22 protein-coding genes are annotated in these 24,307 nt (G+C 47.1%); all 22 read right to left on the bottom strand.

Features of this window, described 5'->3' with window-relative positions:
- Positions 1 to 55: 55 nt before the first annotated feature.
- The 22 genes from ribF to CYJ37_RS00320 all read right to left on the bottom strand — a co-directional run bounded on the left by ribF (position 56) and on the right by CYJ37_RS00320 (position 24,274).
- The gene (gene ribF, locus CYJ37_RS00445; protein ID WP_009795997.1) at positions 56 to 1,012 is read right to left on the bottom strand and encodes a bifunctional riboflavin kinase/FAD synthetase; all 957 of its coding nucleotides are present in this window, start codon (positions 1,010 to 1,012) and stop codon (positions 56 to 58) included.
- A gap of 32 nt (positions 1,013 to 1,044) precedes the next feature.
- Positions 1,045 to 1,962 carry a tRNA pseudouridine(55) synthase TruB gene (gene truB, locus CYJ37_RS00440; protein WP_101547506.1) on the bottom strand — a complete coding sequence of 306 codons (918 nt, stop codon included), beginning with the start codon at positions 1,960 to 1,962 and terminating at the stop codon, positions 1,045 to 1,047.
- A 91-nt stretch (positions 1,963 to 2,053) separates the two neighbouring features.
- Positions 2,054 to 2,425: a 30S ribosome-binding factor RbfA gene (gene rbfA / locus CYJ37_RS00435; RefSeq protein WP_022543722.1), complete on the bottom strand. Its 372-nt coding sequence runs from the start codon at positions 2,423 to 2,425 to the stop codon at positions 2,054 to 2,056.
- Positions 2,426 to 2,439: 14 nt separating this feature from the next.
- Positions 2,440 to 2,721 carry a DUF503 domain-containing protein gene (locus CYJ37_RS00430; RefSeq protein ID WP_009796000.1) on the bottom strand — a complete coding sequence of 94 codons (282 nt, stop codon included), beginning with the start codon at positions 2,719 to 2,721 and terminating at the stop codon, positions 2,440 to 2,442.
- Complete coding sequence (gene infB / locus CYJ37_RS00425; protein WP_022543721.1) at positions 2,721 to 4,967, bottom strand: translation initiation factor IF-2; 2,247 nt, start codon at positions 4,965 to 4,967, stop codon at positions 2,721 to 2,723. Before infB ends, CYJ37_RS00430 begins: the two co-directional genes overlap by 1 nt.
- A 19-nt stretch (positions 4,968 to 4,986) precedes the next feature.
- The gene (locus CYJ37_RS00420) at positions 4,987 to 5,289 is read right to left on the bottom strand and encodes a YlxQ family RNA-binding protein (RefSeq protein WP_009795854.1); all 303 of its coding nucleotides are present in this window, start codon (positions 5,287 to 5,289) and stop codon (positions 4,987 to 4,989) included.
- Positions 5,289 to 5,570: an RNase P modulator RnpM gene (rnpM, locus tag CYJ37_RS00415; protein ID WP_035403514.1), complete on the bottom strand. Its 282-nt coding sequence runs from the start codon at positions 5,568 to 5,570 to the stop codon at positions 5,289 to 5,291. The genes CYJ37_RS00420 and rnpM overlap by 1 nt, the downstream gene beginning before the upstream one ends.
- Positions 5,571 to 5,586: 16 nt before the next feature.
- Positions 5,587 to 6,771 carry a transcription termination factor NusA gene (gene nusA / locus CYJ37_RS00410; protein ID WP_094767427.1) on the bottom strand — a complete coding sequence of 395 codons (1,185 nt, stop codon included), beginning with the start codon at positions 6,769 to 6,771 and terminating at the stop codon, positions 5,587 to 5,589.
- Positions 6,772 to 6,813: 42 nt separating this feature from the next.
- Positions 6,814 to 7,287, bottom strand: a complete 474-nt coding sequence (rimP, locus tag CYJ37_RS00405; protein ID WP_170939423.1) for a ribosome maturation factor RimP — start codon at positions 7,285 to 7,287, stop codon at positions 6,814 to 6,816.
- A 338-nt stretch (positions 7,288 to 7,625) separates the two neighbouring features.
- Complete coding sequence (locus tag CYJ37_RS00400; RefSeq protein ID WP_101547505.1) at positions 7,626 to 11,948, bottom strand: PolC-type DNA polymerase III; 4,323 nt, start codon at positions 11,946 to 11,948, stop codon at positions 7,626 to 7,628.
- 940 nt (positions 11,949 to 12,888) lie between these two features.
- The gene (locus tag CYJ37_RS00380; protein WP_009795862.1) at positions 12,889 to 14,595 is read right to left on the bottom strand and encodes a proline--tRNA ligase; all 1,707 of its coding nucleotides are present in this window, start codon (positions 14,593 to 14,595) and stop codon (positions 12,889 to 12,891) included.
- Between the two features lie 128 nt (positions 14,596 to 14,723).
- Positions 14,724 to 16,001: an RIP metalloprotease RseP gene (rseP, locus tag CYJ37_RS00375; RefSeq protein WP_094767430.1), complete on the bottom strand. Its 1,278-nt coding sequence runs from the start codon at positions 15,999 to 16,001 to the stop codon at positions 14,724 to 14,726.
- A 242-nt stretch (positions 16,002 to 16,243) separates the two neighbouring features.
- Positions 16,244 to 17,386 carry a 1-deoxy-D-xylulose-5-phosphate reductoisomerase gene (locus tag CYJ37_RS00370; protein WP_101547501.1) on the bottom strand — a complete coding sequence of 381 codons (1,143 nt, stop codon included), beginning with the start codon at positions 17,384 to 17,386 and terminating at the stop codon, positions 16,244 to 16,246.
- Between the two features lie 43 nt (positions 17,387 to 17,429).
- The gene (locus CYJ37_RS00365) at positions 17,430 to 18,227 is read right to left on the bottom strand and encodes a phosphatidate cytidylyltransferase (RefSeq protein WP_009795866.1); all 798 of its coding nucleotides are present in this window, start codon (positions 18,225 to 18,227) and stop codon (positions 17,430 to 17,432) included.
- A 19-nt stretch (positions 18,228 to 18,246) separates the two neighbouring features.
- Positions 18,247 to 19,023, bottom strand: a complete 777-nt coding sequence (locus CYJ37_RS00360; RefSeq protein ID WP_009795867.1) for an isoprenyl transferase — start codon at positions 19,021 to 19,023, stop codon at positions 18,247 to 18,249.
- Between the two features lie 287 nt (positions 19,024 to 19,310).
- Positions 19,311 to 19,868, bottom strand: coding sequence for a ribosome recycling factor (gene frr / locus CYJ37_RS00350; protein WP_009795869.1), 558 nt, complete (start codon positions 19,866 to 19,868; stop codon positions 19,311 to 19,313).
- Positions 19,868 to 20,593 (bottom strand): UMP kinase, encoded by a 726-nt coding sequence (pyrH, locus tag CYJ37_RS00345; protein ID WP_009795870.1) that lies wholly within the window; start codon positions 20,591 to 20,593, stop codon positions 19,868 to 19,870. Before pyrH ends, frr begins: the two co-directional genes overlap by 1 nt.
- 104 nt (positions 20,594 to 20,697) lie before the next feature.
- Positions 20,698 to 21,579, bottom strand: coding sequence for a translation elongation factor Ts (tsf, locus tag CYJ37_RS00340; protein ID WP_009795871.1), 882 nt, complete (start codon positions 21,577 to 21,579; stop codon positions 20,698 to 20,700).
- 89 nt (positions 21,580 to 21,668) lie between these two features.
- Positions 21,669 to 22,370, bottom strand: a complete 702-nt coding sequence (gene rpsB / locus CYJ37_RS00335) for a 30S ribosomal protein S2 (protein ID WP_009795872.1) — start codon at positions 22,368 to 22,370, stop codon at positions 21,669 to 21,671.
- A 144-nt stretch (positions 22,371 to 22,514) separates the two neighbouring features.
- Positions 22,515 to 23,129: a hypothetical protein gene (locus tag CYJ37_RS00330; protein ID WP_101547499.1), complete on the bottom strand. Its 615-nt coding sequence runs from the start codon at positions 23,127 to 23,129 to the stop codon at positions 22,515 to 22,517.
- 9 nt (positions 23,130 to 23,138) lie between these two features.
- Complete coding sequence (locus CYJ37_RS00325; RefSeq protein ID WP_009795874.1) at positions 23,139 to 23,444, bottom strand: hypothetical protein; 306 nt, start codon at positions 23,442 to 23,444, stop codon at positions 23,139 to 23,141.
- A 68-nt stretch (positions 23,445 to 23,512) separates the two neighbouring features.
- The gene (locus CYJ37_RS00320) at positions 23,513 to 24,274 is read right to left on the bottom strand and encodes a FliA/WhiG family RNA polymerase sigma factor (protein ID WP_009795875.1); all 762 of its coding nucleotides are present in this window, start codon (positions 24,272 to 24,274) and stop codon (positions 23,513 to 23,515) included.
- Positions 24,275 to 24,307 lie beyond the last annotated feature (33 nt).

Raw genomic sequence — 24,307 nt, 5'->3', positions numbered from 1 at the left:
GCAAAGGTTCTTATTTTTGGTACGTTTATAAGAATACAGCTTTTCAGGACAAAAATCAAGTTAAACCTTCATTATTTTCAAAGTAGCCGACAGCTGCGTCTTTATCCCTCGAAATTTGGGCAACCAGTTCATCTACGCCTGAGAACTTCCTCTCTGAACGCAAATAGCGGTGCCATTCTATCTCTACTTCAGAGCCGTAAATTTCCCTGCTGAAATCGAAGAGGTGGACCTCTATTGAGGGCCGGTCGGCAGCCGGCTTATTGAATGTCGGTTTATAGCCGACATTGCAGACGCCTTCTACCCAGCTCCCATCAACGCGCATCCTGGCGGCATACACCCCTGTCGGCGGATAGATATAGCTGGTTCCGATGTCGATGTTTGCGGTTGGAAAGCCGATCGTCCTGCCCCGCTTATCTCCATGGATGACAGTGCCGCGCGTGGTATAATATCTGCCCAGCAGTCCCGGAAGTTCTTCTGTATGCCCCTCTCTGATTTTCTGGCGGATGAGGGTGGAACTGATTTTTTCCGTGCCGTCTGTGAGCTTGTCGACCACGGTGTATGTAAATTCTTCCCTTGAATGAAACGGAAGGGTCTCCATCGTGCCTTTGCCCATCCTGCCATAGCTGTAGTCGAAACCAGCCACTATATGCCTGGCATTGAGGCCGATCAGGTATTGGTCAGCAAACTCCTGGGGAAGCAGGCTGGCAAAGCTGCTGCTGAATTCGACGACAAATAAATAATCGGCGCCAAGCTTCGATATCTCTTTGATTTTATCTTCAAGAGGCGTTATATACTCTATATGCTGTACGCTTTTCCCCAGTACGACAGAAGGGTGGGGATCAAAGGTCATGACTGCGCTTTTCAGCCCTTTTTGCTCTGCCGCTTTTTTCGCTTCAAGAATGACTTTCTGATGTCCGAGATGAACCCCGTCAAAATAACCCAGGGCCATGGACAGCCCGGGAAAATCCGTTCTGGCAAATTGATGGGGATGTTTAATAGCAATGACTTCCATTGATGATACTCACCTTTTTCTATTGCTGGATACTATGCTTCGTTTCTAAGCACTTTTGACGGCTTCATAAGTCCGGGCTTTGCCGGATGGTGAAGATAGATGGCCAGGGCAGTCCCTGCCTCTGTCTGGACGACAATCGGGCCTGTTTCTTTCTCCAGGAAATCCGGTATATTCAGAAGTGCTCCATTTTTTACTTTCTCTGCAACTGTATCACTAATCGTGTATTTCGGCAAATGAGAAATCCCCTCTTCGAGCGGCCTGATTTTTGCTGCAAGCTCACCGCTTTCCTGTAGAGCTTCAATGTCTTCGAATGTCAGGCACTCTTCTTTCGTAAAAGAGGCTGAGCGGATTCTTTCAAGGCCCGACATATGGGCAGGATAACCCAGCGCTTCACCGATCATTACAGCAAGCGTACGGATGTAAGTCCCTTTGCTGCATTCGACCCGGAAGCGGAAAGAAGGATTGGGCCCTTCAAATTCCTGCTCCTCGCTCAGCAGCTCGATTGAGTAGATGCTGACCTTTCGTGTCGGCCTCTCTACCTCGATTCCTTTTCTGGCATATTCATAAAGCCTTTTGCCATTCACCTTTACAGCAGAGTACATAGGCGGCGTCTGTGTGATCTCACCCTTTAGATTCTCAAGGACATCGATGACTTGTGCTCTTGTAACTCTACCGGCAACAGGTTTTTCTTCAATTTTTTCACCAGATGCGTCTTCTGTTGAAGTGGAAAAGCCTAGTGTGACTTCGCCCTCATAAGCCTTTCCGGCATCGGTGATATATTCCGCGACTTTTGTGGCCCTGCCAATGCAGATGGGAAGGACTCCCGTCACATCCGGATCAAGTGTGCCGGTGTGGCCGATCCTTTTCATCCTCAGGATTTTGCGCAGCTTGAATACACAATCATGGGATGTCATCCCTTTAGGTTTAAATAACGGTATGATTCCTTCCATTTCCATACCCCTCCAATACTATATGTACGCTGGCTCCCCGGCCTGGACAGCCAAAAAAAGGATAGACCAGAGTCTATCCTTTTCCGGAAGCTTATTCTTTATCCTGTTCTTCTTTAGATTGGCCTTCTTCCTGGATTTTATGAAGAAGTGTATCAATGCGATTTCCATAATCGATTGATTCATCAAACTCAAAGATGATTTCAGGTGTTTTGCGAAGCCGGATGCGCTGTCCAATTTCTGAACGGATGAACCCTTTTGCTTTGGCAAGTCCTTTGAGCGTGTTTTCCCTTTTCTCTTCATCGCCGAGAACCGAGATATACACGGTTGCCTGCTGCAGGTCTCCGGTAACAGCAACATCAGTTACAGTCACAAAGCCAATGCGGGGATCCTTGATCTTTCGGCCAATGATCTCGCCAAGCTCTTTCTTCATTTGTTCTCCAACTCTGTTTGCTCTATGGCTCATATGATCACCTCTTGTTAAAGCCACTCTATATCTGTGATTGTCCGTTCTATTTCCGGAAACGAATCGATTAGCTTGAGAGCGTTCTGCAGCTCCGCTTCAGCGGAGACACGGGCAGAAGCAACTGCCGCAACGGCAATTTTGGTCCTCTGCCACGTATCCTGGAAATCAACTTCAGCAACAGACAGATTATGCCTCTGCCTGAGCCGCATGATGATTCTCTGCAGAACAGCCCTTTTTTCTTTTAAAGAATGTGCATCATAAATCATGCATTCGCAGGCTGCAAGGCCAACTACCATTAACGTTCCACTTCTTCCATGATATATGCTTCGACAACGTCGCCTTCTTTTACATCATTGAAGTTTTTGATGGTAATTCCGCACTCGTAACCCTGGCTGACTTCTTTCGCGTCATCCTTAAAGCGTTTGAGGGCATCGATTTCGCCTTCAAAAATGACCACTCCGTCTCGGATGAGGCGAATGCCGCTGTCACGTGTGATTTTTCCATCTGTAACATAGGAGCCGGCAATCGTTCCAACCTTTGATACCTTGAAGGTTTGGCGGATCTCAGCCTGGCCGATGACTTTCTCTTCGAATTCCGGATCAAGCATGCCTTTCATGGCTGATTCGATCTCGTCGATCACTTTGTAGATGATTCTGTGGAGGCGAACATCCACTTCCTCAGTATCTGCTGCACGCTTCGCATTATTATCAGGCCTTACGTTAAAGCCGATGACAATGGCATTTGAAGCAGCGGCAAGGGTGATGTCTGATTCATTGATCGCACCGACTGCTGTATGAATGATCCTTACATTGACACCTTCAACATCTATCTTATTCAAGGCAGCTGCAAGCGCCTCGGCGGACCCTTGAACATCCGCTTTGATAATGATGTTTAGATCTTTCATTTCCCCTTGTTTCATATGTTCAAACAAGTTATCAAGGCTGACGCGCGTCTTTTCGCTTCTCTGGGCCTGGATCGCCTGCTGTGAACGCACTTCGCCGACCTGGCGGGCTGTTTTTTCATCCTTGAATACGACAAAGCGGTCGCCTGCAAGCGGCACATCATTCAGACCAGTGATTTCAACCGGTGTGGATGGACCTGCTTCTTTGACGCGGCGGCCAAGATCATTGACCATTGCACGCACACGTCCAAACGTCGTGCCGACTACGATTGGATCGCCGACCTTAAGTGTTCCATTCTGGACAAGAAGGGTAGCAACTGAACCCCTGCCTTTGTCAAGCTGTGCTTCAATGACCGTTCCGACTGCATTGCGGTCAGGGTTGGCTTTGTATTCTTCAACCTCGCTGACAAGAAGGATCATCTCAAGCAGGGAGTCGATTCCATCTCCTGTCAGGGCTGAAAGCGGAACAAAGATCGTTTCTCCGCCCCACGCTTCAGGCACAAGTCCGTGCTCTGTCAGTTCCTGCATCACGCGGTCAGGATTGGCAGCAGGCTTATCCATTTTGTTGACGGCAACGATGATCGGCACCTCGGCTGCCTTTGCATGGTTGATTGCTTCTACAGTCTGAGGCATAACTCCGTCGTCAGCTGCAACAACCAGGATTGTAATATCCGTGATCTTTGCTCCACGGGCACGCATAGTCGTAAACGCGGCGTGTCCCGGTGTATCAAGGAAAGTGATCTTCTTGCCGTTTTCTTCTACCTGATAAGCACCGATATGCTGGGTGATTCCGCCGGCCTCGCCTGCAGTCACCTTTGTGTTCCTGATGCTATCAAGAAGAGTCGTTTTACCATGGTCAACGTGGCCCATGATCGTTACGACAGACGGCCTTTCAGACAGTTCAGCACTTTCATCTTCTGTGAAGTAAACCTCAAGGTCAGTTGTATCGATGAGGATTTCTTCCTCTACTTCCACGCCGTATTCACCGGCAATCAGCTCGATGGCATCTTTGTCAAGATCCTGGTTGATCGTAGCCATTACGCCAAGCATAAAGAGCTTTTTGATGATTTCTGAAGGTTCACGGTGAAGCTTCTTAGCGAGCTCCGCCACAGTCAATGAATCACTGAAGGTGATTTTAGCCGGAAGTTCTTTTTCTTTGCGGGGCTGAGGAGCATGGTTAGTATGCTGCTTCCCTTTATTCTGGTTATTGCGGTTGTTGCGGTTTTTATTATTGTTATTGTTGTTGTTCTTATTGCGGTTATTGTTGTTATTGCCGCGGCTGCTGTTATTGTTGTTATTGTTTCCAAATGACTTGGATTGATTGCCGCCGCCTGAACGGTTTGCCGGTGCAGATGGCCTTGCTTTGTCGCGGCTGCCGCTATTGCTGTTCTGCTCGCCTGAAGCTTTTGGCCTTGGCTGGCTGTTCTGCTGCGGCTTTTGATTTCCTGCTGACTGATTAGGCCTGGCTGGTTTAGTGTCGGCCTTTTTGCCGAAAATTTCATCCAGCTTTTTAACAGCATCGTTTTCAATCGTTGTCATATGGTTTGAAACTTCCACGTTCATGTCTTTCAATTTTGTAATAACGTCTTTGCTTGAAATATTGAATTTCTTTGCATATTCATAGACGCGCATTTTACTCATATTTTCACCCCCGGTAGAATTAATCGAGCAGCGTCAACAGTTTTTTTGCAAACCCGCTGTCAAGGACAGCCACAACTACACGTGCTTCTTTTCCGATCGCTTGACCAAGAAGGTGACGATTTTCCACTATTTTATATGGAACGTTATAGGATTTACATTTGTCTGTCACTTTTTTTGCTGTATTCGCAGACGCATCTGCTGACAGCAGCACGAGCTTCGCCTTGCCGCCCCTTATTTCTTTGACGGAGAGCTCTTCACCCGATATGATCTTGCGTGCTCGATTGGCCAAGCCAAGCAATGACATCCATTGATTTGAGTTCATCAGGATAGTCGTTTCTCCTTCTCTATGAGCTCTAAAAGCTCTTCATATATAGAATCATCCACTGCTGCATCCAGATGATTTGAGAGTATGTTTTTCTTTTGTGCTGATAAGACTGCTTCTTTATCTCTGGAAAGATAAGCTCCCCGGCCTGACTTTTTCCCGGTCAGATCCAAAGAGACCTCGCCTTCCTTAGAGCGAACGATGCGAACCAGTTCTTTTTTCGGCTTCATTTCACCGGTAGCGACACATTTACGCATGGGAACCTTTTTATTCTTGTTCACGATCATTCACCCTTTCTTACTCCCTGTCTTCATCTGCGTCATAATCAGATTCAAAATCTGCCTCTTCTTCCGCAGTGAAGTCTGTATCAGTATCATAATCCGCATCATCAGCGTAATCTTCTTCATCAAAAGTAAGAAGTGACTCTTCACGAGGGAAAATGCCTGATTCACGGGCTTCAGTCTCAGATTTAATGTCGATTTTCCAGCCGGTCAGCTTGGCAGCAAGGCGCGCATTCTGCCCGCGCTTCCCGATTGCAAGCGAAAGCTGGTAATCCGGCACGATTACCGTTGTTGCCTTATCTTCTTCATTCACAATAACATCCAGCACCTTGGAAGGGCTCAATGCATTGGCTACAAAGACAACCGGATCCGGCGACCATTTAACAATGTCGATCTTCTCGCCTTTCAGCTCATTGACGACTGCCTGTACACGAGTCCCTTTTGGACCTACACAGGATCCAACCGGATCGACTTCGCTGTTGTCAGCATGAACTGAGATCTTGGAACGGTCTCCCGCTTCCCTTGAAACCGATTTAATTTCAACAGTGCCGTCATAAATTTCAGGCACTTCAATTTCAAACAGGCGCTTCAATAAGCCAGGATGCGTCCGGGAAACAAAAATCTGCGGCCCTTTAGTCGTTTTCTCAACTTTCGTGATAAAAACCTTGATCCTGTCATGAGGCTTATATTGTTCATTCGGCATCTGCTCATTGGCCGGAAGGATGGCTTCGATCTTGCCGAGGCTGACGTAAATGAATTTAGGGTCCTGCCTCTGTACGATCCCGGTCATGATGTCTTCTTCGCGGTCGATGAATTCTGAATAGATGATCCCGCGCTCTGCCTCACGGACACGCTGTGTTACAACCTGCTTGGCAGTCTGTGCAGCGATTCGGCCGAAGTCCTTCGGAGTGACTTCTAATTCAACCACATCTTCAACCTGATAATTCGGGTTGATGCCCTTGGCTTCATCAAGGCTGATTTCAAGACGCGGGTCAAAGACCTGCTCTACTACTTCCTTGCGGGCAAAAACCCTCATCGTTCCGCTTCCAAGGTTCAAATCGATGCGGACATTTTGCGCCTGGTTGAAGTTTCGGCGGTAAGCTGAAATCAAGGCTGCTTCAATGGCCTCAATAATGATATCCCGAGAAATTCCTTTTTCTTTTTCCAGCAACGTCAGAGCATCCAGCAATTCACTGCTCATGAGATTGTATCCCCCTTTAATCTCCTAAATCTCGTTTCTTCCTTATGAGAAAGTAACTGCCAAACGGGCATTGGCCACTTTTTCATAAGGAATGGAAATTGTTTTTATTCTTGTTTTGACCCTGACTTCCACAGTCACTGTCTCACCATCAAATTGAGTGAGCTTACCTTCAAACGTTTTTTCGCCATCTATTGGTTCATACGTTTTAATGAGGACATTTTTTCCGATTGCACTTTTATAGTCCTTCTCTTTTTTCAGAGGGCGTTCAGCACCCGGCGATGAGACTTCCAGGAAATAGTTATAAGGAATAGGATCGAGTTCGTCGAGCTTTTCGCTGAGCCTTTCGCTGACAAGGCCGCATTCTTCAATGTCGACACCCTGCTCCTTATCAATAAATACGCGAAGGAACCACTCTTTTCCTTCTTTCACATATTCAATATCAACCAGCTCCAGATTGAGTTCATCCACAATAGGGGTGACCAGCTCTTCGACGGTTTCAGTCACTTTGCTCATAATTTCCCTCCTTTGGTGTTAAGGCATCCTTAAACCCGTATGTAATATCCCGGGATGCTCAGGCCCATGCCTGTAAAAAGCCCGGCCCCGGCATTTAAAGAGACCCCCCTCTAAGGGGGGGCTTTCAGCCGGAACATGCTTCTTTCACAGAGCAGATGCCTGGAGAAGCGTTCAGAAATTAGCGTACACAACACGAAAGAGTGGGTTGCCCCACTCTTTTTCGAGAGTTATCCTTAGTATTTCCAATAAAACTATACCATAACCAAATTTTTTATGCAAATGGAATAGCCGTGCTGGCAAGGGTTTGCCATGCCAGCAGAGTCAGCAGCCAAACGTCTGGTTTAGAATAATGACAGCTGGTTTTGATCAGGGAGCGACTCCAGGCAGCCGTGATTATCCAGGTACTCAAGGATTGTCTTGGAAATCCTTCCTCTTTGCTGGAGATCTTCTTTAGAAAGAAACTCCCCTTCTCCCCTTGCCTTTACAATGTTAAGGGCTGCATTTGTGCCAAGCCCCGGTATTGCATTGAATGGCGGGATGAGAGAATCGCCGTCGATGATGAAATCAGTTGCATCCGAACGGTATAAGTCCACTTTCGAGAATTTATAGCCGCGTTCGTTCATTTCCAGGGCAAGCTCCATGACGGTAAGAAGGTTCTTTTCCTTTGGAGATGCGTCAAGTCCTTTTGCGTTGATTTCCTCGATTTTCGCCCTGATCGCCTGGGATCCGCGGACCATTGCTTCCACATCAAAGTCTTCAGCCCTGACCGTAAAGTAGGCCGCATAGTAAAGGAGGGCATGGTGGACTTTGAAATAAGCGATCCGTACAGCCATCAGCACATAGGCGGCAGCATGTGCTTTCGGGAACATATATTTAATCTTTTTGCAGGAATCAATATACCATTCCGGCACTTCATTTTTTCGCATTTCTTCTTCCATATCATCAGAGAGTCCCTTTCCTTTACGGACCGACTCCATGATCTTAAAGGCGAAGGCAGGCTCCAGCCCCTGATAGATCAGATAGACCATGATGTCATCACGGCAGCCTATTACTTCACTCAGAGTACAGATGCTGTTATGGATAAGCTCCTGTGCATTGCCGAGCCATACATCCGTCCCGTGCGACAGGCCTGATATCTGGACAAGCTCAGAGAAGGTGGTCGGCTTTGTATCCTCAAGCATCTGGCGGACAAAGCGCGTCCCGAATTCCGGTATGCCAAGCGTCCCTGTTTTACACATGATCTGATCTTGAGTAACGCCCAATGATTCAGTCCCGGAGAAAATCTTCATGACCTCGGGATCATCAGTCGGTATTGTCTTAGGGTCGATCCCGCTCAGATCCTGGAGCATCCTGATGACAGTCGGGTCATCATGGCCGAGTATATCGAGCTTCAGGAGATTATCATGAATTGAATGGAAGTCAAAATGGGTCGTCTTCCATTCAGATGTTCTGTCATCGGCCGGAAACTGGATCGGCGAGAAATCGAAGATATCCATATAGTCAGGGACAACGATGATACCCCCCGGATGCTGGCCGGTCGTTCTTTTTACGCCTGTGCATCCTGATGCAAGGCGGTCAATCTCTGCACCGCGGATCTGCAGGTTGTTGTCCTGCTGATATGCCTTAACATATCCGTAAGCTGTTTTATCTGCTACAGTGCCGATCGTTCCAGCACGGTAAACATTGTCTTCACCGAACAATACCTTTGTGTAATTATGTGCCCTCGGCTGATATTCGCCTGAGAAGTTCAAGTCAATATCAGGGACTTTGTCCCCTTTGAATCCAAGGAACGTTTCAAACGGGATGTCATGGCCGTCTTTGCGGTAGGGTATATCGCAGGTCGGGCAGTTTTTGTCAGGAAGATCAAAGCCCGATCCGACAGAGCCGTCGTTAAAGAACTCGGAATGCTTGCAGGCCGGGCAGACATAATGCGGCGGCAGCGGGTTTACTTCCGTAATCTCGGTCATGGTTGCGACAAAAGAAGAACCGACCGATCCCCGCGAACCAACGAGATACCCATCATTCAGCGATTTTTTTACTAGCTTATGAGAGATGAGATAAATAACGGCAAATCCATGTCCAATGATGCTCTTAAGCTCTTTTTCAAGCCTGGCCTCGACGATTTCCGGCAGTTCATCCCCGTAAATCCGCCTTGCCATGTCATAGCTCATATTGCGCATTTCTTCATCCGCACCATCGATTTTCGGAGTGTACAAGTCGTCCTTGATCGGTTTAATGGAATCTATCATGTCGGCAACTTTATTCGTGTTTTCGACAACAATTTCCTTTGCCTTTTCCTTGCCGAGGAAGGAGAAGGCGTCGAGCATTTCATTGGTTGTCCGGAAATGTACATCCGGGAGCTGGTGGCGGTTCAGCGGATTGGCGCCGCCCTGTGAATTGATCAGGATCTTCCTGTATATTTTATCAACAGGATTCAAGTAATGGACATTCCCGGTAGCTGCGACAGGGATGTCCAGTTTTTCACCAAGCTTCACGATATTCGAAATGATTTCTTCCAGTGCTTTTTCATCCCTGACCAGCTCCAATTCAATCAGGTGTGCATAGACAGCTTTTGGATGGACTTCAAGATAGTCGTAAAAGGAAGCCAGATCTTCAGCTTCTTCCGGCCCCTTCTGCATCATCGCTTCAAAAACCTCGCCGCGGTCGCAGCCAGAGCCGACAAGGATACCTTCCCTGTACTTCTCAAGCAATGAACGGGGAACCCTCGGAACCCGGTAAAAATAGTTCATATGTGAAATGGATACAAGTTTAAATAAATTCTTAAGGCCCGCCTCTGTTTGGGCCAGCAGTGTGCAATGGTACGGACGCGCCCTTTGGTAGGCATTGCCCTTGCCCATATTGTCATTAAGCTGATTATGATATTCAATGCCTTTTTGCATAACCTCTTTGAGCATCTTGATCAATAGATAACCTGTAGCTTCAGCATCATAAATGGCTCTGTGATGCTGTGTGAGCTCAACATCGAATTTCTTTGCCAATGTGTTCAGGCGGTGGTTCTTCATCTCAGGAAGCAGGAATCTTGCTAGTTCCAGAGTGTCGATGACAGGGTTTGCGGCTTTGCCGAGACCATATCTTTTATACCCTGTATTCAAAAAGCCCATATCAAATGAAGCGTTATGGGCAACCAGGATATCATTCTGGGACCACTCTTTAAACCTGCGGAGCACCTCTTCTACCTCTGGGGCATTCCTGACATCGTCATCCGTGATGCCTGTTAAATCTATCGTTGTCGCTGACAGAGGATGATGCGGGTTCGCAAATGATTCGAATCTGTCTATGATTTCGCCGTCATGTATTTTGACAGCCGCAAGCTCGATGATCGTGTCATAAACAGCGGAAAGCCCTGTTGTTTCGACGTCAAAGACGATATACGTACCTTCTGCCAGAGGGATCGGGGCAGAATTATAGGCAATCGGAACGCCGTCATCAATCAGATTGATTTCGACTCCGTAAAGGATTTTAATATCATTTTTCTTTCCTGCACCAAATGCCTCAGGGAATGACTGCGCCACGGCATGGTCTGTAATGGCAATCGCCTTATGGCCCCATTTTTTCGCCTGTGATACCAGCGCACTTACCGATGAAACTGCGTCCATCTGGCTCATAGGCGTATGAAGGTGAAGCTCGACCCGTTTCTCGTCTTCCGGTGCCGTGTCTTTTCTCAGGACCGGCTTAATCTCATTAATGTCGTTTCCGATCATGACCAGGTCACGAACAAAAGTATCGTTCTGAATGCTTCCGCGCACCTTCACCCACATGCCTTTTTGGACATGCTGGAACAGGGCTGCATCTTCTTTATCGCGCGAGAACATTTTGACCATGATGGAGCTTGTATAGTCTGTGACCTTAAAGGTCAGCAAGGTCCTGCCGCTTCGGAGCTCCTTCGTTTCAGCTGCAAAAATAAAGCCTTCAACCGCAACCCTGCGCTCTTCATCGACAATTTCCTCAAGACGCCTGAAGTCGGCATCGTCCTTGATGGTAAGGCCGATAGAAAGCGGTCCCTGCAGTTCGCCGGAGCCTGAGTCTCCCTCGGCTTCTTTTTTCTGCATATCGATCATTGCCTGGCGGCCCCGTTCCTGATCTTCCTGCTGCTTTGCCTTCAGGAATTGCTCATATTCGGCGTTTGATGAGGAATCGGCATTTATTTCTGTATCGATTGTCAGCATGGGAAAGCCAAACGTCTGGAAGACATTCGCTATCATGCCGGCATACTTCCGCTTGATCGCCAGCCCTTCCATTTCATTGCGGACATTCAATATGACTTTCGTTCCCTGAACCTTCGGCGTCTGTTCATTCAGAAGCTTGATCAGCGGAGGTGATATCCCCTCGATTTCCTGGATGCAGCTTTTCCAGTAATCCAGGAGAAGCTCTTGTGTGAAGTTCTGGTCTGCCACTTCTATCGTAAAAGATGTGTTTGCTATATGTGAAAATGTTTTTTCCAGCTGGACAGAAAACCGGCTGAAGACACTGCATGGCAGGATGCTGTCAAACATGAAGTAGAAATGCCATTTCTTCGCTTGCTTTTCTATTACTACTTTGTCTATTTGTGCATTTTCGAAATGCTTTACAAAGGCATCTTCTGTGAGTTGAAGCTGCTGGAGCAAGAGGTGGAATCGCTCTTTTTTGCCTGTGGCATCGCTCATCGTTCTCTCTCCTATCCTTAAAATCTATTTTCTATTTGTGATTGTTTTTGGGTTAGAAACATTAGTCATTATACCATAAAGAGTGGGTGTGCTTTGAAAAAGAAATAGTGTGAAAATGAAGTTGGTTTTAATTTGGCATGTCTACTTTTTAAAGTGTTTTACATTATCAATTAGAACAATGATATCTAACCCCTGGAGTAATTTGGTTGTGATTTGCAGAATAATATTCTGCTGTAAATGAGCCTGTTGATTTCCGTTGCAGGCACTTCGCTTTCCGTGGGGCGACGCTGAGCCTCCTCACGCTTGCGCGCTGCGGGGTCTCAGCCTTGCCGCTATTTCCCACAGGAGTCTTCGTGCCTTCCACTCCAATCAACAGGGGCTTTGAATTTTTTTTTGCGTATTAAATTTCTAAAAACCAAATTCCTATGCTCTTTTCCTGCAAATTATTTCTGCTTTTATATGGGGTGTTGATTTCCGTTCCAGGCACTTCGCTTTCCGTGGGGCGACGCTGAGTCTCCTCATGCTTGCGCGCTGCGGGGTCTCAGCCTTGCCGCTATTTCCCACAGGAGTCTTCGTGCCTTCCACTCCAATCAACAGGGGCTTTGAACTTTTTTTGCGTATTAAATTTCTAAAAACCAAATTCCTATGCTCTATTCCTGCAAATTGTTTCTGCTTTTATATGGGGTGTTGATTTGCGTTGCAGGCACTTCTCTTTCCGTGGGGCGGAGTTTGAGCCTCCTCGCGCTTGCGCGCTGCGGGGTCTCAGCCTTGCCGCTATTTCCCACAGGAGTCTTCGTGCCTTCCACTCCAATCAACAGGCTTTTATATTTTTTTTTAGTTCTAATAACTTTTTAAATATCCTACATAGAAATGAATCTTTCACTAACTGTTTTCCCCAAATGAAAACGGACCCCGCAGCGGGATCCGTTTTTAGTCTAAATTACTTTTGTGAAGTAAGGATGGACGCAATATGCTCTAATAGCTGATCTTTGTGGATTTCTTCCATTTCGCCTGTGCTTCTTACTTTTACTTCGACGATGCCTTCGGAGGCTTTTTTGCCGGCTGTTATTCTGACTGGAAGTCCGATGAGGTCGGCGTCGGCAAATTTTACGCCGGCTCTTTCGGGCCTGTCGTCAAAGAGTACTTCATAGCCATTTCCACGGAGTTCTTTGTAAAGCTCTTCTCCGAGGCCTGCCTGAGCTTCGTCCTTCATGTTTACGGCAATGACGTGAACCTTGAATGGCGCGAGATCTGCCGGCCATATGAAGCCTTTGTCATCGTTGTACTGTTCGGCGATTGCTGCAAGGATACGGGATACCCCGATGCCATAGCAGCCCATGATCATCGGCTGGGTACGGCCGTTCTCGTCAAGGTAAACGGCATTCATTGCTTCACTGTAGCGGGTGCCAAGTTTGAAGACATGGCCGACTTCAATGCCCTTTGCAAAAAGGATTTTGCCGTTTCCATCCGGCGAGAGGTCGCCTTCCTGGATAAAGCGGAGATCGGCAAATTGAGAGACTTCAAAATCGCGTCCGGCATTGACATTGATATAGTGGAATCCTTCTTCATTCGCACCGCATACGCCGTTCACTACTGCTTCCACAGCATGGTCTGCAACAATTTCAACATCTTTAGCGCCGATTGGGCCCAGTGATCCTACAGAACAGCCAAGGATGCTGCGTGTTTCTTCCGGAGAAGCCAATTCAGCCGAAGCAGCTGAGAAGAGGTTCTTCAGTTTAATATCGTTTACCTCGTGGTCACCGCGGACAAGAACCAGCACATATTTGTCATCAACCTTGAAAAGAAGGGATTTAATGCATTCCTCGCTTGACACATTCAGGAATGAAGACACTTCTTCAATCGACCTTTGATTTTCCGTCTGGACCTTTTCCAATTCCTTTGGAGCGGCATCACTTTTCGCATATGCGTTGATGACTGGTGCCATTTCAACATTGGCAGCATAATCCGAAGCATCGGAATAAGCAATCGTATCTTCCCCGATATCGGAAAGCACCATGAATTCATGGGTATCTTTTCCGCCCATAGCGCCAGAATCAGCAATAACTGCCCTGAAGTTCAGTCCGCAGCGTGTAAAGATATTAGAGTAGGCTGTAAAGAGCCTGCTGTAAACTTCATCAAGGCTTTCCTGTGAAGAATGGAAAGAGTACGCATCTTTCATGATGAATTCGCGCCCGCGCAGAATTCCGAAACGCGGCCTCTGTTCATCCCTGAATTTTGTCTGGATCTGATAAAGCGTCAATGGCAGTCTTTTATATGATTTTACTTCGTCACGTACCAGGCTGGTGATTACTTCTTCATGGGTTGCACCCAAAGCAAACTCCCGGTCATTACGATCCTTTAATCTCATAAGCTCTGGCCCGTATGTATACCATCTTCCTGATTCCTGCCACAGCTCAGCCTGCTGGAGCGCAGGCATCAACAGTTCGCTCGCCCCTGCGTCATCCATTTCTTCCCGGACGATTGCCTCGATTTTCTGCAGCACTTTTCGTGCCATTGGCAGATAGCTGTATACACCCGCTGCGTTCTGGCGGATGAATCCTGCCCTGAGGAGAAGCTGGTGGCTTCTGACCTCGGCATCTGCCGGTACTTCTCTTAAAGTTGGGATAAGTGTCATGCTTTGCTTCATAATCAGCACCTCTTCGTTTCATATATTGATTCTTAATCAGTGTAAGGGCTTGTCCTGTTTCCCGGGTATCCGGAGAAAAAACTGGGCTATCGCCGGTTCTGGAGATAGCCGCAGATGTTTATTTTATTCTATTGCAGGAAGAAACGCTGGATATCATTCCATGTGACAACAAGCATCAGCAGCATAAGGAGGGCGAATCCGATAAAATGGACCATCCCTTCCTTGTTGCGGTCGATCGGCTTGCCCCGCAATGCTTCCACTGCAAAAAACATAAGCCTTCCGCCATCAAGTGCCGGAATTGGGAGCAGATTCATGATTCCAAGGTTGATGCTCAGTATTCCTGCCCATTTCATCAGATAATAGATGCCTGATTTAGCCACTGTATCTGTTGATACATAAATGCCGACAGGGCCTGATAAAGCATCAATGGAGAACTGGCCTGTGACAAGCTTACCAAGCATGACGAAAATTTCTTTCGTCCATGTGTATGTTTCTTCTGCACCATAAGCGATGGCTTTCAGCGGAGATTTCTCCATCGGGCTGTAGACGCCGATTATGCCAATGGTTTCTTTGCCTTTTTCCCCTTCAACTTCCCTTGCCTCAGGAGTTACAGGGATTTCAAGCTCTTCTCCGTCGCGGCTCAGGATGAAATCCAGCTCTTTACCTGGACTCTTCTGGATGATTTCCACCACATCGTTCCAGCTAGAGATTTCAGCGCCATTGATGCTCTGGACCTGATCTCCTTCAAGGAGGCCAGATTCCTTCGCAGCTCCATCAGGCGTCAGCCGGCCAAGCTCAGGTTCGTTTGTCGGCATCCCCTGAAGAAGACCGATCAGTACAAATACGACAAATGCAAGGATGAAGTTCATCATCGGTCCGGCAAATATGGCCATGGTCCTCTGTCCGAGCGTCTTGGAAGCAAACTGCCTGTCATACGGGGCGATGAGCGTTTCCACACCATCCTCGACAAGGAGAGCATCCTTGTTGATCGGATATGAAACAAGCCTTTCTTCCTCTTCACCCTCGGCATAGCCGCGGATGACAAGATCATGCTCGATGTCGGCATATTCCACTTCAATCGGCCTTGCATCCGGATATTTATCTTTATTATTAAGGATGATTTTGCTGACCCGTTCGTCATTATCCAAAATCAAACCAACACGATAGCCCGGTTTGATTTCCACCATTTCAGGATCTTCCCCTGCCATCCTGACAAATCCCCCAATCGGAAGCAGACGGATGGTGTAGACAGTTTCTCCTTTTTTATGGGAGAACACCTTGGGGCCGAAACCTATGGCAAATTCACGGCAAAGAATGCCGGCCCTTTTGGCGAATACAAAGTGCCCCAACTCATGGAAAAAAACAAGGGCTCCGAAAATGATAATAAAGGCTATCACAGTATCCAAAAATATAACCACCTTTTTTTAGAGGTTGTTCAGTAAGAAAAGCGAAAGCTGCCCGCGCCGTGCGGGATAGTCTGCCTGGCCCTCATCCTGCAGGCTTCAAGGGTAACAGGCTGATAGGTTTTTATTTGACTTTTCGCCAGCCGGCTTTCCCGCAAGCGGATGGCGCATGGAGCCGGAAAGCCGGCAATCTTCAAGCGCCAAAACCCTCTTTGGATCTACTCTTTCCTGTACTGAACACCAGCTTATAGAAGCGAGTTTACCAGCTGCCTTGTCTGACGATCAACTTCCTGGATTTCCTCGAGGCCCGGGTTATCTGAAACAGCATGCTTTTCCATAGCCTTTTCGACTAAATCCTCTATCTGGAGGAAAGTGATTTTACCTTCCAGGAAAGCTGCAACCGCCGCTTCGTTAGCTGCGTTCAGGACAGCAGGAAGTGTGCCTCCCCGCCTGCCGGCATCAAATGCGAATTGCAGGCAGCGGAATCGGCTGTAATCCATCTCCTGGAAATGAAGCTGTCCGATTTCTGCCAGATTAAGCTTCTTGCCGGTCCGGTGGGGAAGGCGGTCCGGATATGTCAGGGCGTACTGTATCGGCACCCTCATATCAGGCGTCCCCAGCTGGGCGATGACAGAGCTGTCATGGAATTCCACCATAGAATGGATGATGCTTTCCTTATGAAGAAGGACCTCAATTTTTTCATATGCTATAGAAAACAGCCAATGGGCCTCTATCACTTCAAGACCTTTATTCATCATTGTTGCAGAATCAATGGTTATTTTAGCTCCCATAGACCAGTTTGGATGGTTTAAAGCCTGTTCAACAGTCACATCTTTGAGTTCTTCCCTTGTTTTATCGCGGAAGCTTCCCCCGGACGCTGTAAGGATGAGTTTATCGATATTCTTCTCTTTTTCCCCCTGAAGCGCCTGGAAGATAGCGGAGTGCTCACTGTCGACAGGAAGAAGCTCCACACCGTTTCTCCTGGCTGCATCCATGACGATATGGCCTGCAGTGACAAGTGTTTCCTTGTTGGCAATCGCAATTGTTTTCTTTGCTTCAATGGCCTGAAGTGTCGGCTGAAGGCCGACGCTGCCAAGGACAGCGTTAACGAGGACATCTGCTTTTGGATGTACGGCTGTTTCTATAAGCCCTTCCTGGCCATAAGCAAACTTAATTCCCGGGAACTCGCCTGCGAGTGTGTCTGCATCATTCTTCTCTGCAGCCGCTACCAGCTCAGGTTTGAATTCCGACATAATTTTCCTGCCAAGTTCAAGGTTTCTGCCGATGCTCATGCTGGCCAGCCTGAATTGCTCTGGATGCTCCCTTATAACATCAAGGGTCTGGGTGCCGATAGAACCGGTTGCCCCCATTAAACTAATATATTTCACTATTGTTCAACTCCTATTGTTTCAACAAGCTAGACTCTCCCGGCTAGTTAAGCAGCTGGAAGAAATGCAGAAGCGGCCATACGAATAAAAGGCTGTCAAACCTGTCCAGGATGCCGCCGTGCCCGGGAAGGATTGTCCCGGAATCTTTCACTTCATAATGCCTTTTAAGCGCCGATTCTGCCAGATCTCCTATTTGGCCGAAGATAGACAGAACAATCGTGATGAAAGTAAGCTGCATCAGTGTCGCGTCTATATCAGTCAGCAGGACGAACAGAACTGCAACGGCGACCGCACATACGACCCCGCCTATAAAGCCTTCCACCGTTTTATTCGGACTGATTTCAGGCCACAGCTTGTTTTTCCCCATGGCTTTCCCGATAAAATAGGCACCGGAATCTGTTGCCCATACAATGAATAAAGAGAAAAAGATAAATAAAATGCCTGCTTCACGTGTTTCAATAAAATAGTAAAAGCCAATCCCCACATATATCGATGCAAGAATTGAAAAGGCTGCATCATCAAAAGTAAATCTGTTCTTTGATGCCACGGTATAGGTCAGCAAAAGCAGGACAGCAAGCATCCCGATTTCTGTCTTTGATCCGGCAGCAAACTGCAATGCCGGCCATTCCTGTGCACCATCAGGAAGCATCAGCCCCCATAATAGAGCAAGTGTAATAATGCCGGGCACTGATAACATCTTAAGCCTGCGCATTTTCAATACTTCAAATAAAGCCGCTGCGGCAAGCACATAGGCAAGCAGCACAACCGGTGTCCCTCCGTATATGACAACAGGGATTAGTATAGCTCCAAATATGATCGCTGTTATGATTCTTTGCTTCATCTAGTTTTCAACACCTTTATTATACTCCTCCGAACCGCCTCTGACGGTTTTGGAACACCTCAATGGCCTCGAGCAATTCTCCCTCAGTGAAGTCCGGCCATAATACATCTGTGAACCAGAACTCCGTATAAGCCAGCTGCCACAGCATGAAATTGCTCAGGCGGATTTCTCCGCTTGTCCGGATCAGAAGATCGGGATCTTCCAGCCCTTCAGTCATTAGGTAGGCTGAAAAAACTTCTTCATTCAGTTCACTTTCTTCCATTATGCCACTTTGGCAATCATTTAAGACCCGTTTGACGGCTTCGAGTATTTCTGCCCGGCTGCCGTAATTGAGAGCAAAGTTCAGAATGAGGCCATCATTGTCCTTTGTTTCTTCCATTGCCTTTTCAATCGCTCTGAGTGTATGGCCCGGAAGCTTATCTTTATAGCCTATCATCTGGACACGGACATTTTCCTCAACCAGCTCTGGAAGGAAAGTTCCCAGGAATTCTTCCGGAAGCTTCATGAGATAATCGACTTCAAGCTTCGGCCGTTTCCAGTTCTCAGTCGAAAAAGCGTAAAGGGTCAGAGTCTTGATTCCGAGCTCGTTGGCAAGCTTAGTCGTCCTCCTGACCACCTTCATCCCTTCATGGTGCCCTGCTATTCTCGGCAGGGCCCGCTTTTTGGCCCAGCGGCCATTCCCATCCATTATTATCGCTACATGAGAAGGTACTTTTTGTTCCCTTATTTTTATTATGCGCTCTCGGAGATCGGAAGAAGGTGCTTGGTTCTTCCATTTTTTAATTTTATTTAACATAAGACGGCTCCTTCAAAATGCGTTTCTCTTATCCTCCGAAAAAAGATCTTTCCCCAAAATGTACGATTTGCCTGTTCCCAAAATCCGCACGTTCTTATCATACCAAAAATAAATGAAGATATCTCTATAAAAAAGAATATGTAAACATAATAAAAATAAGAATACAAGAAGCAGCACATTATGGCAGGATGCCATAATTATGCTCCATATCGCCATATGAGCAAAAAAACCCCCTATATACATAGAGGGTTCTTGTATATTTAGCTGATATAACACCGGAAAAAGAATTAAACCTCAAGAATTTCTTTTTCTTTGTCTTTTGTGATGCTGTCGACCTTTGTGATATGCTCATCTGTCATCTTCTGGATGTCATCTGAGTAGCCGCGAAGGTCATCTTCAGTAATCTCGCCGTTTTTCTCCAGCTTCTTCAGATCATCGTTGGCATCGCGGCGGATGTTGCGGATTGCGACCTTTGCATCTTCTGATTCTTTTTTGACTACCTTCACAAGCTCTTTCCTGCGTTCCTCAGTCAGGGCAGGGATGGCAAGGCGAAGCAGATTCCCGTCATTCGTAGGATTCAGGCCAAGGTCAGATTTAATGATCGCCTTTTCGATTTCTCCAAGAATGCTCTTATCATAAGGCTGGATGACGAGAAGGCGGGCCTCAGGCACGGAAATTCCAGCAAGCTGGTTGACCGGTGTAGGCGCCCCATAATAATCCACAGTGATTCTGTCAAGCAGCGAAGCGCTTGCCCGGCCTGCGCGGATGCTTGCAAGCTCCCGTGAATACGCCTGGATTGCTTTTGTCATACGTTCCTTCGAGTTTGAAATAACTTGTTTTGGCATTATTTATTCCCCCTGACGATCGTTCCGATTTTTTCACCGCATACGGCACGCTTAATATTGCCGTTATCCATAATTGAGAATACAATAAGCGGAATATTATTGTCCATGCATAAGGAGGAAGCTGTTGAATCCATTACGGCAAGCCCCTCTTTCAGGACATCCAGATAAGACAATTCTTCATATTTAACCGCATTTACATCTAGCCGAGGATCTGCGGAGTATACCCCATCTACATTATTTTTCGCCATTAAGATAACTTCTGCTTCGATTTCAGCAGCACGCAGTGCTGCTGTAGTATCTGTTGAAAAATACGGGTTGCCAGTACCGGCTGCGAAGATTACGACACGCTTTTTTTCCAGATGGCGGATTGCACGCCTGCGGATATAAGGCTCTGCAACCTGGCGCATTTCGATGGATGTCTGAACGCGTGATTCAACATCCAGCATTTCAAGGCTGTCCTGAAGGGCAAGGGAATTCATGACAGTTGCAAGCATGCCCATATAGTCTGCATTCGCCCTGTCCATCCCCATCTCTTCCCCGATCTTCCCGCGCCAGATGTTGCCGCCGCCTACGACGACCGCCACTTCGACCCCAAGATCGGAAACTTCCTTCACCTGCTGTGCAACCGACTTGATGACAGAAGGATTAATGCCGAAGCCCTGCTCTCCTGCTAAAGCTTCACCGCTTAATTTTAAGACAACTCGTTTGTATTTAGGGCTGCTCATAAGAACCTCCATATGTATTGGAATTACATGATTTCTTGAAAAAGAGGGAACACAATGTGTTCCCCGATTACCTTCATAAAAGCAGATTCAACGGCTTTTATCTATTATTTTTTCACCTGGTTCATAACTTCTTCCGCAAAGTTGTCTTCGCGCTTTTCAATGCCTTCTCCTACTTCATAGCGAACGAATTCGCTAAGAGTTCCGCCAGTTGATTTTACGAAGTCGCGAACCTTTTGGTCAGGATTCTTAACGAATGCCTGGTCAAGGACACAAACGTCTTCAAAATATTTGCTCAAACGGCCTTCTACCATTTTTGCAACAATGTTTTCAGGCTTGCCTTCGTTTAAAGCCTGCTGAGTCAGAACCTGGCGCTCGCGCTCTACTTCTTCAGCAGAAACTTCATCGCGTGACACATATTTAGGGTTCAATGCAGCAATGTGCATAGCTACGTCTTTAGCAGCCTGCTCATCAGTTGAACCTTCAAGAACAGTCAGAACGCCAATGCGTCCGCCCATGTGCAGGTAAGCACCGAATGCGTCGCTGTCAGTCTTGCTTTTCACTTCAAAACGGCGGAGGGAAAGCTTTTCTCCGATCTTAGCGATTGCAGCATTGATGTGCGCTTCTACAGTCGCACCGTTTTCCATTGTTTGTGAAGCAGCTTCTTCAGCAGAAGCAGGCTTGTTTTTTAGCAGGTGCTCTGCCAATTCTTTTACAAGAACCTGGAAGCCTTCGTTTTTTGCAACGAAATCTGTTTCAGAGTTCACTTCAAGGATGACAGCTTCATTGCCTTGTGCAAGGATGTAAGTTGTCCCTTCTGCCGCGATGCGGTCAGATTTTTTAGCAGCTTTAGCGATACCTTTTTCGCGAAGGAAATCGATTGCTTTTTCCATATCACCATCTGTTTCTTGAAGCGCCTTTTTGCAGTCCATCATTCCAGCGCCAGTCTTTTCACGCAATTCTTTAACGAGTTGAGCAGTAATTGCCATAGTGAAATCCTCCTTAAATATATGTAATTTTCATATTTTCTTTAAAAAAAGGTGATAAAGGGTGCTCCCTATTATCACCTTTACAGACATTAAGCAGTTGTTACTTCTTCCCCTTGCTTAGCTTCAAGGATAGCATCAGCCATTTTACCTGTCAGAAGCTTAACAGCGCGGATAGCATCATCGTTTGCAGGGATAACAACATCGATTTCGTCCGGATCGCAGTTTGTATCAACGATGCCGACGATAGGGATGTTCAGCTTGTGAGCTTCTGCAACTGCAATGCGCTCTTTGCGCGGGTCAATGATGAATAGAGCGTCTGGAAGAGTCTTCATATCTTTAATTCCGCCAAGGAATTTTTCAAGACGTTCTTGTTCTTTTCTTAACTGTACAACTTCTTTCTTAGGAAGCACTTCGAAAGTTCCGTCTTCAGACATTCTTTCGATGTCCTTCAAGCGAGTGATACGCTTCTGGATTGTTTCAAAGTTAGTTAAAGTTCCGCCTAACCAGCGCTGGTTTACAAAGTACATACCAGAACGGAGAGCTTCTTCCTTAACAGAATCCTGAGCTTGCTTCTTTGTACCAACGAAAAGGATTGTTCCGCCGTTACCAGCAAGTTCTTTCACGTAGTTATAAGCTTCTTCTACTTTCTTGACCGTCTTCTGAAGGTCGATGATGTAGATGCCGTTACGCTCAGTGAAGATATATTTCTTCATCTTAGGGTTCCAGCGGCGAGTCTGGTGACCGAAGTGTACACCAGCTTCAAGCAGCTGTTTCATTGAAATTACTGACATGTTAGTTCCTCCTAATGGTTTGTTTGCCTCCGCCCATATCATCTTCAGTCAAAAACTGTACAAAACAGCACCAATTGCCTGAATCCATAGGCGTGTGTATTAACACCATGAGTAAATATAGCACAAGTGACTTTTACAATCAAGTTATTCCTGCCGATTTTGACGAAATTTCAATAATAATGATATTTCAGTTTTCCCCCTGCCAAGTTTCCTGGCTATCTCCTCTTCGGCAAACCCCTGATCGTGAAGGGTTTGGGCCTGTTCCAGGATGGATCCGCCTGCCTGTCCGCTTTCTTCAGGTTCTGCCTGGGAAGGTTCAGCCCCGCTCTGGGAGGCTTCTCCGAGCTCGACAATATCCTCGGGGAAAAGCATATAATCCTCCGGCATCGGCTCCTTCTTTTGGCTGTACGCCTGGGCAGCCTTCTTCTGCATCGAGGAACCTTTTCTCAGATGGGGTGCGGGAGGACCTTTCACTCTGCCCGCACCGGCATCTGCAGCTTGGGCAGCCGCAGTCCCATTTGTTTTAGAATGAACATCCCCTGCAGGCTGTGAGCTTTTTTGAATGTTCCTCAGCAGCTTGTCGTTATCTTCTTTTATTTCTACTATGAAAGCGGCTATTGCATCTTCCACTTCCCTGAATGACTGCCCCTGCCTTTTCTCCATTTCAAAAAGGCGATTTTGGCGCATATACAATAGTGCTACTGCAAAAATGAGAATCAGATTGATAATCAAACTGACTGCCAGCAGAAAAATAGTCATTGAATCCCTCTATCTTCTAAAATCAATTGATGTTCCTTTGTAGGGATGAACCTCTTTTACGATTTCATCCTTTTCTTCCTTTTCCTTTTCAGGCAGCGATCCGCCGCTGTTTGGGCTCCGTTCCTTCTGCCAGCCGGCCTGAAGCCGGGAATGCTTCTTCACGACCGACTTCCTGTCCTTCTCCTCCTGCTTCTGCACAGCCCTTGCCGCCTGGTCGTTCATCATTTGTCCTCTCTGCTGCAGCTGCTCCTGGATCTTGGATGCATCCTGCATCCTTGGAAGGGCAACCTGCATTTCAATCAGCTTCAAACTCATATCGGACACTTCCCTTCAGATCGCTCCTGCTGTTATCAGCAGTGCATGATACCCTCGGGCCAAGCCATTTACATGATCTTTTGAAGTGTATGCCTCAAGCTGAATATGGCTTTCGTATGGATCTGGGATATCCTTGAAGTGGAAAGCCCCATCACCTGGCCAATCTCTGTCAGTGTCAGCTCTTCTTTATAGAAAAGGCTGATGACCAATTGTTCTTTTTCATTCAGGCAGGAAACCGCATCGGCCATCTCTGACAGGAGTTCATCTTTTGCCACCTTCTCCTCCGGGACCACTGCGCGATGGTCTTTAAGGATATAGGTTGCTCCATCCTTCTCATCCTGATCCTGAGGCTGTTCATCCATTGAAAGGACATTTGCGAAAAAATGCTCGCTCATGACCGTCTGCACTTCATCTTCGTGCAGGTCCACTTCTTTCCCGATTTCAGCCGCCGTCGCCTTTCTCATTAGATGCTGCTCCAGCCTTTCCGCTGCAGCTTCGATCTTTTTTGCTTTTTCCCTTGTGCTCCTTGGAAGCCAGTCCTCTTTTCTCAGGCCATCTATAATCGATCCTCTGATCCGGAAGGAAGCGTACGTATCAAACTTCAGGTCCCTTGTGGGATCGAACTTTTCAAGCGCATCATACAACCCCATCAAGCCGAGGCTCCTAAGCTCATCCCTGGAAACATTTTTCGGGAGGCCGGCAGAGATTCTCTGAACATGATAGCTCACTAGAGGCATATATCTTTTTACAAGGGAATTGCCGGCCTCAGCATCACGGCTTTGCTGCCATAATGCCCAATATGCTTGTTCATCAGATGATTGTCCATGCATTCGTACGTATACCTCCTTAAGCGCAAGCCCGGT

Origin of the sequence: Bacillus sp. UMB0728 (genome assembly GCF_002858875.1) — a bacterium.
GTDB lineage: Bacteria > Bacillota > Bacilli > Bacillales > Cytobacillaceae > Bacillus_AB > Bacillus_AB infantis.
The sequence above is the reverse complement of the archived record's forward strand: the minus strand, read 5'-3'. Positions and strand labels throughout refer to the sequence as shown.